Origin of the sequence: Micromonospora sp. ATA51, from assembly GCF_016802855.1 — a bacterium.
In the GTDB taxonomy this organism is placed as follows: domain Bacteria; phylum Actinomycetota; class Actinomycetes; order Mycobacteriales; family Micromonosporaceae; genus Micromonospora; species Micromonospora sicca.
In genome coordinates, this window is the sequence record NZ_JAEVHJ010000033.1 from 1 (window position 1) to 15,170 (window position 15,170).

The 15,170-nt window shown below is 71.7% G+C and carries 16 protein-coding genes, 1 tRNA gene and 3 pseudogenes; 7 read left to right on the forward strand and 13 right to left on the reverse strand.

What is annotated here, in order from left to right; all coding sequences use genetic code 11:
- From JNW87_RS08400 to JNW87_RS08410, 3 genes and pseudogenes are all read right to left on the reverse strand, one after another.
- A pseudogene (locus JNW87_RS08400) lies at positions 1-381 on the reverse strand (hypothetical protein); the annotation flags it as partial.
- Positions 382-647: 266 nt separating this feature from the next.
- Positions 648-1,142 (reverse strand): GNAT family N-acetyltransferase, encoded by a 495-nt coding sequence (locus tag JNW87_RS08405; RefSeq protein WP_238453437.1) that lies wholly within the window; start codon positions 1,140-1,142, stop codon positions 648-650.
- Positions 1,143-1,306: 164 nt separating this feature from the next.
- Complete coding sequence (locus JNW87_RS08410; protein ID WP_161557843.1) at positions 1,307-1,630, reverse strand: hypothetical protein; 324 nt, start codon at positions 1,628-1,630, stop codon at positions 1,307-1,309.
- Positions 1,631-2,012: 382 nt separating this feature from the next.
- On the opposite strand from JNW87_RS08410, the pseudogene JNW87_RS08415 reads away from it, so the two are divergent.
- Positions 2,013-2,357: pseudogene (locus JNW87_RS08415) on the forward strand (tyrosine-type recombinase/integrase); the annotation flags it as partial.
- Between the two features lie 85 nt (positions 2,358-2,442).
- On the opposite strand, the gene JNW87_RS08420 reads toward JNW87_RS08415, so the two are convergent.
- Positions 2,443-2,529: transfer RNA gene (locus tag JNW87_RS08420), tRNA-Ser, on the reverse strand.
- Between the two features lie 75 nt (positions 2,530-2,604).
- Here JNW87_RS08420 and deoD point away from each other — a divergent pair.
- The 3 genes from deoD (at position 2,605) to JNW87_RS08435 (ending at position 4,519) form a co-directional block, all read left to right on the forward strand.
- Positions 2,605-3,312 carry a purine-nucleoside phosphorylase gene (gene deoD / locus JNW87_RS08425; protein WP_109802167.1) on the forward strand — a complete coding sequence of 236 codons (708 nt, stop codon included), beginning with the start codon at positions 2,605-2,607 and terminating at the stop codon, positions 3,310-3,312.
- Between the two features lie 104 nt (positions 3,313-3,416).
- A complete protein-coding gene (locus JNW87_RS08430; RefSeq protein WP_109802168.1) occupies positions 3,417-4,055 on the forward strand; it encodes a TetR/AcrR family transcriptional regulator in 639 nt (212 codons plus the stop codon).
- Complete coding sequence (locus JNW87_RS08435; protein ID WP_238453438.1) at positions 4,052-4,519, forward strand: thioesterase family protein; 468 nt, start codon at positions 4,052-4,054, stop codon at positions 4,517-4,519. The genes JNW87_RS08430 and JNW87_RS08435 overlap by 4 nt, the downstream gene beginning before the upstream one ends.
- A gap of 22 nt (positions 4,520-4,541) precedes the next feature.
- Here the strand turns inward: JNW87_RS08435 and JNW87_RS08440 are convergent, their stop codons facing one another.
- From JNW87_RS08440 to JNW87_RS08455, 4 genes are all read right to left on the reverse strand, one after another.
- A complete protein-coding gene (locus tag JNW87_RS08440) occupies positions 4,542-4,994 on the reverse strand; it encodes a nucleoside deaminase (protein WP_255543600.1) in 453 nt (150 codons plus the stop codon).
- A 178-nt stretch (positions 4,995-5,172) separates the two neighbouring features.
- Positions 5,173-5,691 (reverse strand): tRNA adenosine deaminase-associated protein, encoded by a 519-nt coding sequence (locus tag JNW87_RS08445; RefSeq protein ID WP_238453440.1) that lies wholly within the window; start codon positions 5,689-5,691, stop codon positions 5,173-5,175.
- A gap of 120 nt (positions 5,692-5,811) precedes the next feature.
- Positions 5,812-5,979 (reverse strand): hypothetical protein, encoded by a 168-nt coding sequence (locus JNW87_RS08450; RefSeq protein ID WP_165439858.1) that lies wholly within the window; start codon positions 5,977-5,979, stop codon positions 5,812-5,814.
- A gap of 73 nt (positions 5,980-6,052) precedes the next feature.
- The gene (locus JNW87_RS08455; protein WP_238453441.1) at positions 6,053-6,445 is read right to left on the reverse strand and encodes a hypothetical protein; all 393 of its coding nucleotides are present in this window, start codon (positions 6,443-6,445) and stop codon (positions 6,053-6,055) included.
- 121 nt (positions 6,446-6,566) lie between these two features.
- Between JNW87_RS08455 and JNW87_RS08460 the strand changes: the two genes are divergently transcribed.
- On the forward strand, positions 6,567-7,322 hold the full coding sequence (locus JNW87_RS08460; protein WP_238453442.1) for a M23 family metallopeptidase: 756 nt from the start codon (positions 6,567-6,569) through the stop codon (positions 7,320-7,322).
- A 69-nt stretch (positions 7,323-7,391) separates the two neighbouring features.
- Positions 7,392-8,462 carry a PHP domain-containing protein gene (locus JNW87_RS08465; RefSeq protein ID WP_238453443.1) on the forward strand — a complete coding sequence of 357 codons (1,071 nt, stop codon included), beginning with the start codon at positions 7,392-7,394 and terminating at the stop codon, positions 8,460-8,462.
- A gap of 31 nt (positions 8,463-8,493) precedes the next feature.
- Here JNW87_RS08465 and JNW87_RS08470 read toward each other — a convergent pair whose 3' ends face one another.
- Positions 8,494-9,474 (reverse strand): DMT family transporter, encoded by a 981-nt coding sequence (locus JNW87_RS08470; protein WP_238453444.1) that lies wholly within the window; start codon positions 9,472-9,474, stop codon positions 8,494-8,496.
- A gap of 145 nt (positions 9,475-9,619) precedes the next feature.
- On the opposite strand from JNW87_RS08470, the gene JNW87_RS08475 reads away from it, so the two are divergent.
- Positions 9,620-11,290, forward strand: a complete 1,671-nt coding sequence (locus JNW87_RS08475) for a DUF885 domain-containing protein (RefSeq protein WP_109802175.1) — start codon at positions 9,620-9,622, stop codon at positions 11,288-11,290.
- 53 nt (positions 11,291-11,343) lie between these two features.
- On the opposite strand, the gene JNW87_RS08480 is transcribed toward JNW87_RS08475, so the two are convergent.
- From JNW87_RS08480 to JNW87_RS08495, 4 genes and pseudogenes are all read right to left on the reverse strand, one after another.
- On the reverse strand, positions 11,344-11,757 hold the full coding sequence (locus JNW87_RS08480) for a hypothetical protein (protein WP_238453445.1): 414 nt from the start codon (positions 11,755-11,757) through the stop codon (positions 11,344-11,346).
- Between the two features lie 814 nt (positions 11,758-12,571).
- Positions 12,572-12,892: pseudogene (locus JNW87_RS08485) on the reverse strand (DUF6114 domain-containing protein); the annotation flags it as partial.
- 76 nt (positions 12,893-12,968) lie between these two features.
- Complete coding sequence (locus JNW87_RS08490; RefSeq protein WP_109804392.1) at positions 12,969-13,577, reverse strand: DUF6230 family protein; 609 nt, start codon at positions 13,575-13,577, stop codon at positions 12,969-12,971.
- 389 nt (positions 13,578-13,966) lie between these two features.
- Positions 13,967-15,142 (reverse strand): DUF3068 domain-containing protein, encoded by a 1,176-nt coding sequence (locus tag JNW87_RS08495; protein WP_109804391.1) that lies wholly within the window; start codon positions 15,140-15,142, stop codon positions 13,967-13,969.
- Positions 15,143-15,170 lie beyond the last annotated feature (28 nt).

The following is a 15,170-nucleotide window of genomic DNA, read 5'->3' on the forward strand; positions in this document are numbered from 1 at the left end:
GCCGGACTGGTCTCCGACCGCTGCGCCGAACGGTAGGCAAACCACCAAACCGAACCAGGCATACAAGCACTGCCGGGTCCTAATCGTGCACGACCTCGTTACCCAGTAGCCCATGGAGCATGACTGGAACGGGCCGCGCACTATGCCATTGAGGGTGATGCGGCCGACCAAGCAGCCGGAGTCGTCGAGGATGACGTGCGGCAGCTTCGATCCCTGCTCGTGCTGCTGGAGATCGGCTTCGATGACGGCGTGTTGGCCGTCTGCCGTGAAGTAGTCGTCGCTCCGGCGCGGGTCCCACGGCGCGAGGAATTCACGGTTGACGCGGAGCAGCTCGGCCAGGGCCGGCGCGTCCTCCGAGGTAATGAGTCGGGTGATGCTCACCCGCTCATTGTCCCGGGCGGGCATGTCCCCTTCCTCGCCGGGATGGACCGCGCGCCGGGGCACGCCATGATCGTCTAGCCGGAGGTGTCACCCACGTCCCGAGACTGATCTGTCACGGACGTCCTGAGACCGACATCGTCGGCAGCCGGCTGTCGTACTCCGATTGAAGCGTTGCACGTTGACTCCGCTTGATGGGTTACGCGATTCCCGATCCGCGGCTACCGACTGTGAAGTCCTGGCCGGAGACCCTCGATCGACGGCGACCGCTAACCCGCGAGACTCTTGGTCATGATGTGCTCCCGACGCACGCCGTCGGGCATGAGGTCGCCTAGCTCACCCGTGTCACGGAAGCCGTTCCGCTGGTAGAGCGCCCAGGCGTTCTTGTTGCCCTCCACCACGGCCAGCCGCAGCGTCCCCGCGCCCACCTGCCGAGCCCACTGCTCGACCGCCCTCACGAGGTGGTCGCCCACGCTCCGGCCACGTCCCACCGGTGCCACATACATCGAGATCAGCTCGACGACGCCGTCCTGATCGGTCGGCACCCCGCTGGCCATCCCGACGGGCTGCCCGTCGAGCATCGCCAGTACGTTGTACGAGCCGGGGATGGCCAGCCGACCGCGCCAGCGTTCCTCACGGTCGCCGTCGCCCTGCCAGTCCGCCAGTTGGGAACCGAACGCGTACGCCGCCTCTGCCAGCGCAGCGAGCCGCAGCTCCCGCCACATCTTCCAATCGCCCTCGGTAAGCACACGCGTCTCGATCATGCCGGGAAGGGTGCCGCAGGTGTGCGGAGCTGGCAACGCAGTATCCGGTGACGCAGTGTGACGACCAAGCTCTATCGGCCGACCAACTGTCACCCATCAACTGGAACAGATGCGTAACGCATCCACTGGAGCCCGGCATCGCCGGCAGCCGGCGGCCGGCCGACTCAGTTCGCGTAGACCGCCGTGGCGTCATCGCTGCCTTTGTTGCGGGGCCACTTGGTGCCGTTCGGGTCGGCTGCCTCGATCGCTCGGACCCGTCGGATCAGCTCAGTCGGGCCGTGTTCGTCCAGGACGTCGAGCACCCCTCGCCAGTTGAGCAGGTCGAACATCGTGACCAGGCGTGCGGCGCCATCGGTCAGCACTGCCAGCCGCCGGACAGCCGCAAGCGGAATCTGCCCGGTGATCGCGTGTGTGACGACGGTGGGATCTGCCGCAGCTACCCAGAAGCCTCCTGGCTGGTTCCTCAACGCCAACTCGGCGTGTTTCATCCGCAGGAGGGCTGCCTGCTTCTGAGCGGAGCCGAACGGGTACCGGTTGGCCTCGGCCGTCGGGGCGGTATAGCGGTGTCAGCCGCTCGGTCGACAGAATCTTCCGCCGGTCCTTCGGGTCATAGACGCACTTGATGACCGTCGAGAACCGGCGGTTCTTCAGCTCCTTGTACAGCTCTGCGAGGTTGGTAGCGACGAAGTGGGCGGCACCGAGTGTGCCCTGTGCGTGGGTGGCCGCCAGGTAGAGGAAGGTGCCCTTGCCGTCCGGTCGGGGAAGCCGTCCCACGTATCCGTAGTCCGCGGTCTCGCCTCGGTCTCGCGGCGACCGGTAGTCCTGGCCCGTCGTCACGTCGTGGATGTACCAGCCATCCTGATGGACCAGGAGCGCGCCACCGCCGCCCAACTCTGGGAAGGCAGAGACTGGCTGTTCGCCACGCCGACCGGCGGCCCGGTCAACCCGCGCACGGACTACGACGAGTGGAAGCGGCTGCTTCGCCTCGCCGGCCTACGGAACGGCCGGTTGCACGACGCCCGCCACACCGCCGCCACGGTGCTGCTGATCCTCGGCGTGGCCGAGCGGGCGGTGACGGGCATCATGGGCTGGTCGAACTCGGCGATGGCGGCCCGGTACCAGCACCTCACCACCCAGGTGCGTCGGGACATCGCCCAGCGCGTTGGTGGACTGCTGTGGGACAGCCCGACAGAGGACCCGAAACTGGGCTCTTGAGCGCGAACTGAGACCACAACTGAGACCACAAGCGGAACGCCCGGCGGTCCTCACGGACCGACCGGGCGTTCTCGCATTTCATGAGCGGTGGCGGCGGGATTTGAACCCGCGGAGGGCGTAAACCCTCACACGCTTTCGAGGCGTGCTCCTTAGGCCACTCGGACACGCCACCGCCGACGAGGGTACAGGACCCCGGGTGTGGACGCCGAACCGGTATCCGCGGGGCGGGCCTGGCAGGATCTTTGCCATGAGTACGCACATCGGCGCTGAGCCGGGAGAGATCGCCGAGCGGGTCCTGATGCCGGGTGACCCGCTGCGGGCCAAGTGGATCGCGGAGACCTACCTCGAGGGCGCGCGCTGCTACTCGACGGTCCGCGGCATGCTGGGCTTCACCGGCCGCTGGAACGGCGTCGAGGTCTCCGTCCAGGGCTCCGGCATGGGCATGCCCTCCGCCTCCATCTACGCCCACGAACTGATCAACGAGTACGGGGTGAAGACCCTGATCCGGGTCGGCTCCTGCGGCGCCCTCAGCGAGGACCTCCAGTTGCGGGACGTGGTCGCCGCGATCGGCTCGTCCACCGACTCGAACATGAACCGGATGCGCTTCGACGGGCTGATCGACTACGCACCGGTGGCCGACTTCGGGCTGCTGCGTACCTCGGTCGAGGTGGCCGAGCGGCGCGGCATCACCATGCACGTCGGGCCGATCCTGGCGGCGGACGCCTTCTACACCGACCGGCCGGACCTGTACGACACCCTCGCCGACTACGGTGTGCTGGCCGTCGAGATGGAGTCCGCGGCGCTCTACACGATCGCCGCTCGGTTCAAGGCGCGGGCGCTGACCATCCTGACGGTCAGCGACCACATCAAGACCGGCGAGAAGACCACCTCCGCCGAGCGCGAGCAGACCTTCAGCCAGATGGTCGAGATCGCCCTGGACACCGCCATCGCCTGACCCCTCCCCTTTGCCGCCCCGCCACCTCTGGTGGCGGGGCGGCTGCGTTTCAGATCACAAGAATAAATACGACCGGTCGTTCTTTTTCTGGTTACGCTGCCCGCATGACCCTCGACGGCCGCCTCGCCCGGGGCGAACGCACCCGCACGGCCGTGCTGGACGCGGCGGTGGGCCTGGCCACCGAGGCCGGCCTGCACGGGCTCTCCCTCGCGCAGCTCGCCGACACCCTCGGCGTGAGCAAATCCGGCCTGTTCGCCCACTGGCGGTCCAAGGAGGCGCTCCAACTCGCCACGGTCGACCGGGCGGTGGAGCAGTGGCAGGAACGGATCATCGGCCCGGCCCTGCGCGCCCCGCGCGGCGTACGGCGAATCTGGGCGCTGCACGAGGCCCGGATCGACTTCTACGCCGCGCGGGTGCTCCCCGGCGGCTGCTTCTTCGCCAACACCGAGTTCGAGTACAACGCCCGACCCGGTCCGGTCCGGGACCGGCTCGCCGAGGCATTCGGCCGCTGGACCGCGTTCCTCGAACGCCTCGTCCTCGAGGCGGTCGCCCTCGGTGAACTCCCGGCCGACGTTGACGTCCAGCAGGTGGCGTACGAGATCGACGCGCTCGGGATCAGCGCGGTGATGCGGTCCCGGCTGCTGGACCCGGACGCCGCCTACCGGCACGCCCGCCAGGGCCTGCTGAACCGCTTGCGGGCCCTGTGCCCCGATCCGACCCTGCTACCGGAAGGCCTGTCATGAGCCACGCCATCGTCGACCAGCCCGTCGTCGAGTTCGGCCACGTCGAGCACGTCACGGTGCACTTCGACGACCTCGACGCCATGGGCATCCTGCACAACGCCCGTTACGCGGTGCTGCTGGAACGGGCCCTGACGCCGTACTGGGCCGACCGCGGCGTCTCCTTCCAGGGCGGGCAGCACAGCGCTCCCGACGTGTTCCACGCGGTACGCGAGTTCACCATCACCTACCGGGCCCCGATCACCGGCACCGGGCCGGTGGCCGTGCACTTCTGGCTCGAGTACTTCGGCACCAGCAGCGCCCAGTACGCCTTCGAGTTCCGCTCCGTCGACGGCGACACCCTGTACGCGCAGGGCACCCGGGCGATCGTCCGGCTCGATCCGGCAACCCTGCGCCCCACCCCGTGGACGGCGGCCGCCCGGGCGGTCGCCGCGACCCTGCTGCGTCCGGCCACGGTGCCCGCCTGACCAGGACACGGGCGCGGGACGGTCAGCGGAAGAAGGCGCGGAGCACGGCGGCGTTCTCCGTCTCCAGCACCCCGCCGTACACCTCCGGACGGTGAATCGCGCGGCGGTCGCGCAGCACGTCCCAGAGCGACCCGACCGCCCCGGTCTTGGGCTCCCAGGCCCCGAAGACCACCGTGGAGATCCGGGCCAGGGCGATCGCGCCCGCGCACATCGTGCAGGGCTCCAGCGTCACCACCAGGGTGCAGCCCTCCAGCCGCCAGCGTCCCAGCCGCTCGGCGGCCCGCCGCAGCGCCAGCATCTCGGCGTGCGCGGTCGGGTCCCCGGTCAGCTCGCGCTCGTTGCGGCCGATGGCCAGCTCGGCGCCGTCCGGGCCGTAGACCACCGCCCCGACCGGGATGTCCGCGACGGCGTCGACGTCGTCGGCGGGCGCCCCGTCGGCCGGGTCGGTGACCGCGACCTCCAGCGCCCGGCGCATCCAGACCTCGTGCCGCTGGCGGCGGCCCACCTCGCCCGGGTCGGCCAGCCCCTCGTCCGCGCCCGGGCCGACCCGGCCCACCGCGCCCGGGGTCGGCTGCCCCGGCCGGAGTGTCTCCAGCGCCGGGTCGGTGGCGTCTGCCGGCTCGGCGCCGCCGGGCGGCACCGCTCCGGACGGGTCAGACCTCACGCAGCTCCTCGATCTCGTCCGCGCAGCCGAGCACCTGGCAGATCTCCGCGGTCACGTCGGCCGGCAGCATTCCCTCGTGCGCGCAGAGGGCGAGCAGCTTCTGAGCGGGGATGCCCAGGTCGGCGAGGATGTCCGCGTCACCCACCGGGTCGGCCTCCGGGTCCACCGCGGGCTGCTCGGTCTCCTCGTCCCCGCCGGTGACGGCCGCGCGCGGCTCGTCGCCGGTGACCGAGGTCTTCAGGTCGCCGACCAGCAGGGCACCCAGCCGGGACTCCTCGGCGTACGCCGAGTCGGAGCCGAAGACCCGCAGGTCCTCCCCCTCGTCCAGGCGCAGGATCACCAGGTAGGCGTCGTCCGCCTCGACGAAGAGCAGGGACAGTTCCGCGTCCGGCTCGACGTCGCGCAGCCGGTCGGCAACCTCCTCGATGTCGGTGGCGCCCCGCAGGCTCACCTCGTCGGCGGTCCAGCCGCCCTCGACGCGTACGGCGGCAGCGGCGAAGTACGACACGGTCCCCCCAAATTGGCCCTCGGCAGCACGCCGACTCGTCTCGCGTGCACGTTAACCGGTCGGGTCGGCAGGCGACCGGTCAACGCCCCGAAGGGCCGGTCAATCCTGGAGAAAGTCGGATCAGCCGGCGATCCGCTTGCGGGTGGCGATGAGCTGGCGCAACCGCTCGGTGCGGGCCCGCTGCGGCCGTTCGCGCTGGCGTACCGTGCGGGCACCGGCCAACTCGGCGAGGAGTTGCAGGCGGCGGCGGCTCCGCTCAGGGTCGAGCCGCGGGGTGGTCCAGGCCATACCGCCGAGGGTTCACCGTCACAGCGCGTACGTCAAGATGGTGTTCGCTGCGCAGCCGGACCATCACCGAAAGTCACCAGAGCGGCCAGTCCCCGCTCTGCGCCCAGCGGACCGCGACGACCGCCGCGGCGATGCTCCACCCGCCGGCGGTGACGATCGCGACCCCCGTCGCGACCCCGCGGTCGCCGAACCGCACCAGCACCGCGGCGGCCAGCCAGGCCAGCCCACCGGCGATCACGGTCCACCAGGCATAACCGGTTACGTCCCGGCCGAGCAGGCCGAACAGGAGCAGCCAGACCGTCGCCGTGGCGCCGCCGGCCGCCACCCCGCCGCCGGTGACCGGGTGCGGCTCCCGCCAGGTGGGCCGGGCCGGCGGCCCGGAGGGGAAGAGCCCGGAGGGGGTGTGCGGCAGCGGGCGGCCGGCATCCGGACGCGGCTCGCCGGGTACGGCGTTCCACCCGTTCATCGCCCCTGCTCCCTTCACGGACCGTAGTCGCCGTCCTCGGCGTAGTCACCCAGCGCGACCGGACGGCGAGGCGGCGGTCGCGGCGTTCGTCCCTACGGTAGTGGTCTGCCAGGATGGCCGGATGCGCTCGCGATCGATCGGACGCCGCCCGCGTTCGGCGTACCCGGTCCTGCTGCTGCTCGCGCCGGCGCTCGCCGCCGGCTGCGCGGCCGGCAGCCGTCCCACCGCGACGCCGACCAACGTGTGGGACGGGCCGAGCGCCGTCCCGACCGCCGAGCAGTCCGCGCCGCCCACCCCGACGCCCGGCGTGCCGTCGCCGTCCCCCTCGCCGACCCGCACCGAACTGCGGCACGTCTTCCCGGTCCGCGCCGACAACGTCGCCTACCACCCGACGCACTCCGCCTACCCGGGGACGGACATCTTCGCCGACTGCGGGGAACCCGTCGTCGCCGTCACCGACGGGCGGATCCTCGAGGTGAGCCGGGTGGACCGGTTCGACGAGCGGGGTCCGCTGGGGCCGTACAACGGGGGCCTCTCGGTCTCGCTGCTCGGCGACGACGGGGTGCGCTACTACGGCTCGCACCTGAGCGCGGTCTCCGCCGGCGTCACCGCCGGGGCGCGTGTCCGCGCCGGTCAGCAGCTGGGCCGGGTGGGCCGCACCGGCAACGCGAACAACGTCTGCCACCTGCACTTCGGCATCTCGCCCGCGTGCCGGGGCCACGACGACTGGTGGATCCGCCGGGGGGTGATCTGGCCGGCCCGCTACCTGGACTCGTGGCGCAAGCGGGGCAACCGCGCGCCGGCCGCCGAGGTGGTGGCGTGGCAGCGGAAGCACGGCTGCCCGAAGGCGCCGACGACGACCAGCGGCGCCGGCTGACCCGGTCCACTCGCGACATCCGCCGTCGGACTTCCGCGTGGTTGCGGGCGGGCGCGTAGGTTGCAGGGCGTGAGTGCCCGGGATCCCATCGCCGACCTGCGCCGGATCGCGTTCCTGCTGGAGCGGGCCAACGAGGCCACCTACCGGGTCCGGGCGTTCCGCTCGGCGGCCAAGGCCCTGGCCGCGCTGTCGGCGCAGGAGGTGGCGGAGCGCGCCCACGCCGGCACGCTCACCGAGCTGTCCGGGGTCGGGGACGTCACCGCCCGCTGCGTGGCCGAGTCGCTGGCCGGCGAGGAACCGGTCTACCTGCGCCGGCTGGTCGCCACCGAGGGCACCGACCTGGACGCCGCGGCCGGCGCGCTGCGGGAGGCGCTGCGCGGCGACTGCCACACCCACTCGGACTGGTCCGACGGCGGGTCACCGATCGAGGAGATGGCGCTCGCGGCGGTGGAGCTGGGTCACGAGTACCTGGTGCTGACCGACCACTCGCCCCGGCTGAAGGTGGCCCGCGGCCTCACCGCAGACCGGCTGCGCCGGCAGCTCGACCAGGTGGCCGCGGTCAACGACGCGCTGCCGAAGGGGTTCCGCATCCTCACCGGCATCGAGGTGGACATCCTCGCCGACGGCTCGCTGGACCAGGAGGAGGAGCTGCTGGCCCGCCTCGACGTGGTGGTCGGCTCGGTGCACAGCGGGCTGAACGACGAGCGGGCGAAGATGACCCGCCGGATGCTGGTCGCGATCGCCAACCCGCACCTGGACATCCTCGGCCACTGCACCGGGCGGATGGTGTCGTCCCGGCCCGCCGGGGTGCAGGGCCCGGGCGACCGGGCGCACCGACCGCGTACCCGCTCCGAGAGCGACTTCGACGCGGACGCGGTCTTCGCCGCCTGCGCCGAGCGCGGCGTCGCGGTCGAGATCAACTCCCGCCCGGAGCGGCAGGACCCACCGAAGCGCCTGATCCGCCGCGCCCTGGAGGCGGGCTGCCGGTTCGCGATCAACACCGACGCGCACGCCCCCGGCCAGCTCGACTGGCAGCGGTTCGGCTGCGAGCGCGCGGCCCTCTGCGGGGTCCCGGCGGACCGCGTGATCAACACCTGGAAGGCCGACCGCCTGGTGAAGTGGACCCACAGCCGCCGCTGACCCGGCGGGTGACCTCCCGCTGGCGGGAGGGTCAGCGGCGGGCGGCCGGCTCGACGGCGGGCACGGCCGGCGTACCGGCGCTGACGGGCGTGGGCTTCCGGCGGCCCAGCAGTCCCTGGGCCACCGCCACGCCGACGAGCACGATCAGCGCGCCGACCGGCTGGTGCCAGTTCAGCCGCTCGTCGAGCACCACCGCGCCGACCAGCACCGCGAAGACCGGGATCAGGTAGGTCACCGTGGAGGCGGTGCTCGCCCCGGCCACCCGGATGTTGCGCAGGTTGATCACGAAGGCCAGCCCGGTGCCGAGCGCGCCGAGCGCCAGCACGCTCGCCACCACTTCGACGGAGAGCCCGGTCGGCACCGGCGGCGCTCCGGCCACCAGCGGCGCGACGACGGCGAGCTGGAGCGCGGCGACCAGCAGCTGAGCGGCGGAGAGCGAGAGGCCCGAGTACGAGCTGCCGGCGATGAACTTCTTCTGGTACGGGATGGCGACGCCGTAGCAGGCGGCCGCACCGAGGCACATGAGCTGGCCGGTGAAGTGCGCCCCGCCCACGCCCTCCCAGACGCCGAGCACCACCAGCACGCCGAGGAAGCCCAGCCCGAGCCCGACCGCGCGCCGGGCGGTCAGCCGCTCGGTGCGGAAGACCAGCACCGCGAGCGGCAGCACGATCAGCGGCGTGGTGGCGTTCCAGATGCCGGCGAGCATCGACTCGACCCGCTGCTCGCCGAAGCCGAACAGGGTGAACGGGACGGCCACGCCGAAGGCGGCGACCACGAACAGGTGCGCCCAGACCCGGGGCTCGCGGGGCAGCCGGTCGCGCAGCAGGGCGAGCACCACCAGCAGGGTCACCGCCCCGGTGGCGACCCGGTAGAGGGTGAGGTGCAGCGGGTGCAGCTCCTCGATGCCGACCTTGATGAACAGGAAGCTCGAGCCCCAGATCGCGGCGAGCGCGAGGAAGCCGGGCAGCCAGCTGCGCACGGCAGCGCGGTCAGGAGTGGTAGCGGCGGTCACCCCTGACACTCTGCCCGAGGGGTACGACGAAGTCCCGCGCTTTTCGGACGCCGTGTCCACCGCCACAGCGACCGGCCCGAGCTACCGCCCTGAACACGACAAACACAGTCGACACGAGGGCACCAGGGTCACGTAGGGTCGCACCGTGGGACGAATCGATGACCTCGCCAACCGGTACGTGACCGACTGGGCCCCGCTCAGCCCGACCGGCGCCACCTACGTCGGCATCGCCGGCTACGACGACCAGCTCGACGACCTGTCGCCCGACGGGTACGCGGCCCGCGCCGAGCTGACCCGGCGCACCCTGGCCGACCTCGACGTGACCGAACCGGACTCGGAGGCGGAGCGGACCGCCAAGGAGGCGATGCAGGAGCGCCTCGGTCTGGAGCTCGCCCGGCACGAGGCGGGCGAGACCACCAGCGAGGTCAACGTGATCGCCAGCGGGCTGCACGAGATCCGCATGGTGTTCGACCTGATGCCGACCGAGGGCGACGACGCCAAGGCGAACGTCGCCGCCCGGCTCAACCGGTTCGCCGGCGCGCTGGAGGGCTACAAGACGACCCTGCGCGAGGCGGCCGCCGCCGGGCGGGTCAGCTCCCGGGTGCAGCTGGTCGAGGTCGCCAAGCAGTGCGACGTCTGGACCGACCCGGCCGGCGACAACTTCTTCCACGGCCTGGTCGAGCGGCTGGGCGCGGACGGCACGCTCGGCGCCGAGCTGCGCAAGGGCGCTGCGGCGGCCACCGCGGCGACCGCCCAGTTCGGCGAGTTCCTCCGGGCCGAGCTGGCCCCGCAGGGGCGGGAGAAGCAGGCCGCCGGCCGCGAGCGGTACGAGCTGGCCTCGCAGTACTTCCTCGGCGCGAAGGTCGACCTGGACGAGACGTACGCCTGGGGCTTCGCGGAGCTGGCCCGGCTGGAGGGCGAGATGCGAACCGTGGCTGGTCGCATCGCGGGTCCCGGTGCCACTGTCGATGATGCCGTGCGGGCGCTGGACGCCGACCCGGCCCGGACCATCCAGGGCAAGGAGGCGTTCCGGGATTGGATGCAGGCGCTCGCCGACAAGGCGATCAGCGAGCTGCACGGCACCCACTTCGACATCCCCGAGCAGGTCCGCCGGATCGAGTGCTGCCTCGCGCCGACCAGCGACGGCGCGATCTACTACACCGGCCCGAGCGAGGACTTCTCCCGTCCGGGGCGGATGTGGTGGGCGGTGCCGCAGGGCATCACCGACTTCTCCACCTGGCGGGAGGTGACCACCGTGTACCACGAGGGCGTGCCGGGTCACCACCTCCAGGTCGCGCAGACCGCCGTCCGGGCGGAGCTGCTCAACCGCTGGCAGCGGCTGCTCTGCTGGGTCTCCGGGCACGGCGAGGGCTGGGCGCTCTACTCGGAGCGGCTGATGGACGACCTGGGCTACCTGGAGGACCCGGGCGACAAGCTCGGCATGCTGGACGGGCAGGCGTTCCGGGCCGCCCGGGTGATCGTGGACATCGGCATGCACCTGGAGCTGGAGATCCCGAGGGACAACCCGTTCGGCTTCCACCCCGGTGAGCGCTGGACGCCGGAGCTGGGCTGGGAGTTCATGCGGGCGCACTGCCGGGTGCCGGACGAGAACCTGCGCTTCGAGCTGAACCGCTACCTGGGCTGGCCCGGGCAGGCCCCCTCCTACAAGGTGGGTGAGCGGATCTGGCTGCAGGCCCGCGAGGAGGCGAAGGCCCGCAAGGGCGCCGACTTCGACCTCAAGGAGTTCCACCGGCAGGCGCTCGACCTCGGCTCGCTCGGGCTCGACCCGCTGCGTCGGGCGCTGGCCCGGCTCTGATCGGCGGACCGGGGGCGGGTGCCCGCCCCCGGTCACCGGTGGTGGGACGAAGGTCAGGAGAGGCTGAGCGCCAGCGAGGGCCGGGCGGTCAGCGTGTCGCAGTCGACGAAGGCCAGGTCGATCACCGGGTCGGTGAAGGTGACCGGGATCGGCGAGGTGACCGGGATGCCGTCCGGGAACGGCAGGTCCGGGGTCAGCGTGATCTTGATACCGAGGAGCCGACCGACGAAGCGGGTGGCGTAGAACGCGACGTCGCCCCGCACGGTCAGCTGGTCCGTCACGTACTGCTGGTTGCGGCCCGCCGGCCCGTCCGCCACCAGCTTGAAGTCGTCGGTCACCGCCTCGGCCATGCCGAACTTCAACGCCTTCAGCGTCCCGCCCGAGGTGGGCAGGTCGACGATCCCCTCGAACCGCAGCCCCTTCATGGTGACCTTCGAACCGGTCAGTTTCGACGGCTGTCGGGCCACCTTCGGCTGCCCCGGCTCGGGAGCGATCTTCGGCAGCAGCTTGCCGGGCTGGGGTGTGCCGGGCTTGGCGGGCTTCCCGGCGGGGCAGGTGCCTCGCGGCGCGGTGGCGGTCGGCGTCGGCGCGGCGGTCGGCCCGGCCGTCCCGACGCTCGGGGTGGGGGTGGCGCTTGCCGACGGGGTCGGGCTGGGCTCGGCCTGGTGCCCACCGGTGAACAGGTCCCCGATGCCCCGCAGGATGTCGGTGAGGAGGTTTCCGTCCGAGGTGGTCCCCGGCGACGGGCTCGGGCTGGCCGTCGGCGTCGACGACGGGGCGGCCGGCTGGCGGAGGGGGACGGGGTGCCGATCTTCCCCGGCAGCTTCGGGCAGGCGGCGGGCGACGGCGCGGCCGCGCGTACCGGCTGCGGCTGGACGGCCACCAGCCCGGCGGCGGAGAGACCGAGCACCAGCAGCGCCACCGCGAAGTACCGGGGCTCGCGGGAGCCGCCGGGCGGCTCGGGCGGGCCCTCCGGCGGCGTTCCGTCGCCGGACCGGGCCGGCGCCGCGTCACGCGGACGGCCGTCGCCTGCGTGCTCCCCCGGGGAGTACGCGGCGGCGCCTCGTCGCGCTGCCGCGGTACGCCCCGGCCGTCGGCCGGCATCAACTCGTCGACCACGCCCGGATCGTCGGATCCGGTGGTGGCCGGCGCGTCCGGCGGGGTCCCGGCGACCGGCCCGGCGGAGCCGTCGCTCTCCCCGGGGGCGGGCCGGGCGGTGGGTGCCCAGGCGAAACCGAGGGCGCTGCCGACCAGGCCGAGCAGCAGGCCGAGGAAGAAGCCGCCGAGGTTGAGCCCCATCAGCGAGTAGATCGTGGTGACCGCCGCGACGATCGAGTAGAACAGCCGCTGAGCCGGGCTGAACCAGAGCAGCAGTCCGCAGGTCAGCAGGATGGCCGGGATCAGCAGCGAGTACAGCCCGGTGGATCCGCTGTGGAAGCTCAGGCCGTTGAGCGTCATCCGGGTGGAGGCGAACATCTCCACTCCGGCCAACGCGGTGAACAGGCCGCCCCAGAACGGCCGGGTCCGTCGCCAGCTGCGGAAGCTCCGCCAGGCCCGGCCGGCACCAGCGGCGCGGACGTGTTGCGGATCGGCGGTTGTCACGTACTCCTCCTGGCGGAGCGGGGGGACGAGGGACGGGGACAGGCCCGCGGCGGCGACCGCGGGCCCGCGGTTCAGCTCAGAAGCACTCCTTGCCCGTGGCGTCCTTCCCGACGTTGACCTTCAGCCGCAGGCCCACCAGGTTGAAGGTGGAGGCGGTGGTGTAGCGGGAGACCTGTTCCAGGTTGGTGATGGTGACCTTGTCGGAGTTCTGGCCGAACGAGCCGGTCCGGGCCGTCGGGTTCAGGTCGCTCGCGTCCCGACCGATCTTGATGTTGTCGAAGGTCGCGTTTCCGTCCAGGCTGTCCATCGCGATCAGCAGGTCCTTGGCCTTGGCCGGGTCCTTGCCGTCACCGGCGTTGATGGTCAGCACCACCGGCATCCCGGGCAGGTCGGCGCGGACCGACTGGCAGAGCTTGTAGAGGTCGGCGCTGCTGATCTCGGCGAGCGCGATCGGGTGCACGCTGCCGTCCTTCTCCCGGACGATGCCGCCGTACTGCTTGAAGCCGTCACCCTCCAGCCGTGCCGCACCGATCTTGAAGGTCTGGCCGGAGACGGTGATGTCGGACGCGATCGCGCCGCTCTGCATGCCGAACAGGATGGCGCCGACCGCGGCCGTCGCGGGCACCATCATCGCGGCGAAGCGCCGCCACCGGGTGCGTCCCGGGTTGTCGATCCGATCCTGCACGGATTCCTCCTCGCTGGGGCTGGTGCTCTTCGGGGTGGGCCGGTCGACCGGTGGGGCCCCGGGCCGGGCCGTCACACCTGTTACCGGCGGGTAACGAACGTGCGAATGATGGTGCACCCACTGAGGCGGGGATCACAAGCCTCTACCTACGGTCGGGTAACTTCCGATCTACGTGCCGAAGCGACGATTTCACGCTCCGCAGAGGGCGTCGCCGACCGGCCCCCGGGAGCAAGCGCCCAAAGGTGGGTTTTCCGGGCGCGCGGCCGTGACGCTGAGCAATGAAGACATCGACACGTTACGATTATGTAACGAACGCGCAGCGTGACCACAGAGGCGCGGAGGGCGGGTCGACACGTGTCGACCCGCCCTCCGCCCGCGCTCTGCTCACCTCAGCGCTTGCCGGCCCCGTCCTCGGTGGCCGGGCGCTGTGCCGGCACCGCCGGCTCCTCCTCCGCGCGCCAGTTCGTCGACGCCGGCGGGATCTCGTCGCTCAGCGGACCGCCCTGGCGGTCGACCTCGAACTGCTCGTCGGTCGCCGCGTCGGCGCCCCGGACCGGCTCCTCGACGCGGGTCGGAACGTCCGCCCGGTGCCGCGCCTCGCCGACCGCGGCGGCCGCTGCGCCACGACCCACCAGCACGCCACCGATCAGCAGCACCAGGCCCAGCACGGCCAGCCCGACCGGGACGTAGACGCTCAGCAGTCGGAGGCTGTCCCGGCTGTCCTTGGCCCGGTCCGCCGACGCGGTGATGGTCGCCTCGTTGTACGCGAAGTCCGCGTCCAGCAGCGTGGTCGGCGCGCCCACGTTCGGGGTCAGCACCTTCTTCTGTACCTCGCGCACCTTGATGAACGACCCGGTCACCGGGTCCACCCAGACCGTCCGCTGGTTGCTGTAGACGACCTTGCCGTCGGTCGCGCCCGGCGCGAACGTGGCCAGCAGCGGGGTGAGCCGGCCCGAGTCGAGGTTCAGCGGCTCGTCCGTGATCACCTGCTCGAACCGGTAGGTCTCGATGCCCTTGATGTTCTCCGTACCGGCGAACTTCGCGTCCCGGACGCGCCGCAGGTCGCGGTCGAAGATCCGGTAGTCCTTCTTCTCCGTGTGGAACGGGAACTTGTAGATCTGGCCGGCGAACTTGATCCCCTTGTCCTGCTGGCCGGTGTCGTCGAGCCACTGGCCGTTCCACTCCAGCGCCGCGCCGGAGACCCGGTCCAGGGCCAGCTGGGCGCCGTACGCGCTGACCAGCTGCTTGTTGTCGACCCGTTCCACGGTCTGGCCGACCCGCCACACCACGGCCTTGCCGTCGAGGTCTCCGGTCAGGTTCGCCGTCTCCTTGGGGAGCTGGGTGACCAGGACGGTGGACCTGAGGTCACCGTCGTTGATCTTGATGGACCCGTCGTTGATCTGGAGGAACTTCGCGTTGCTGGCCTCCGCCACGGAGGTCGAGGAATCCAGATCGTAGGGGAGCTTGGCCAGCGCAGGGGTCACGACGAACACCAACCCGGCGGCCAGCGCCAGGAGCAGTACGCCAACCCCGAACAGCACGGCACCGAGGGCGCGGTGCTTCATTTTTCCTCCCTGGAGGAGCTCAATTTCG

What these genes read in the sequence shown, in the direction of transcription:
- JNW87_RS08405 (WP_238453437.1), bottom strand. Translation starts at nt 1,142, where the DNA reads ATGATCGAGACGCGTGTGCTTACCGAGGGCGATTGGAAGATGTGGCGG.
- JNW87_RS08410 (WP_161557843.1), bottom strand. Translation starts at nt 1,630, where the DNA reads ATGAAACACGCCGAGTTGGCGTTGAGGAACCAGCCAGGAGGCTTCTGG.
- deoD (WP_109802167.1), top strand. Translation starts at nt 2,605, where the DNA reads ATGAGTACGCACATCGGCGCTGAGCCGGGAGAGATCGCCGAGCGGGTC.
- JNW87_RS08430 (WP_109802168.1), top strand. Translation starts at nt 3,417, where the DNA reads ATGACCCTCGACGGCCGCCTCGCCCGGGGCGAACGCACCCGCACGGCC.
- JNW87_RS08435 (WP_238453438.1), top strand. Translation starts at nt 4,052, where the DNA reads ATGAGCCACGCCATCGTCGACCAGCCCGTCGTCGAGTTCGGCCACGTC.
- JNW87_RS08440 (WP_255543600.1), bottom strand. Translation starts at nt 4,994, where the DNA reads ATGCGCCGGGCGCTGGAGGTCGCGGTCACCGACCCGGCCGACGGGGCG.
- JNW87_RS08450 (WP_165439858.1), bottom strand. Translation starts at nt 5,979, where the DNA reads ATGGCCTGGACCACCCCGCGGCTCGACCCTGAGCGGAGCCGCCGCCGC.
- JNW87_RS08455 (WP_238453441.1), bottom strand. Translation starts at nt 6,445, where the DNA reads ATGAACGGGTGGAACGCCGTACCCGGCGAGCCGCGTCCGGATGCCGGC.
- JNW87_RS08460 (WP_238453442.1), top strand. Translation starts at nt 6,567, where the DNA reads ATGCGCTCGCGATCGATCGGACGCCGCCCGCGTTCGGCGTACCCGGTC.
- JNW87_RS08495 (WP_109804391.1), bottom strand. Translation starts at nt 15,142, where the DNA reads ATGAAGCACCGCGCCCTCGGTGCCGTGCTGTTCGGGGTTGGCGTACTG.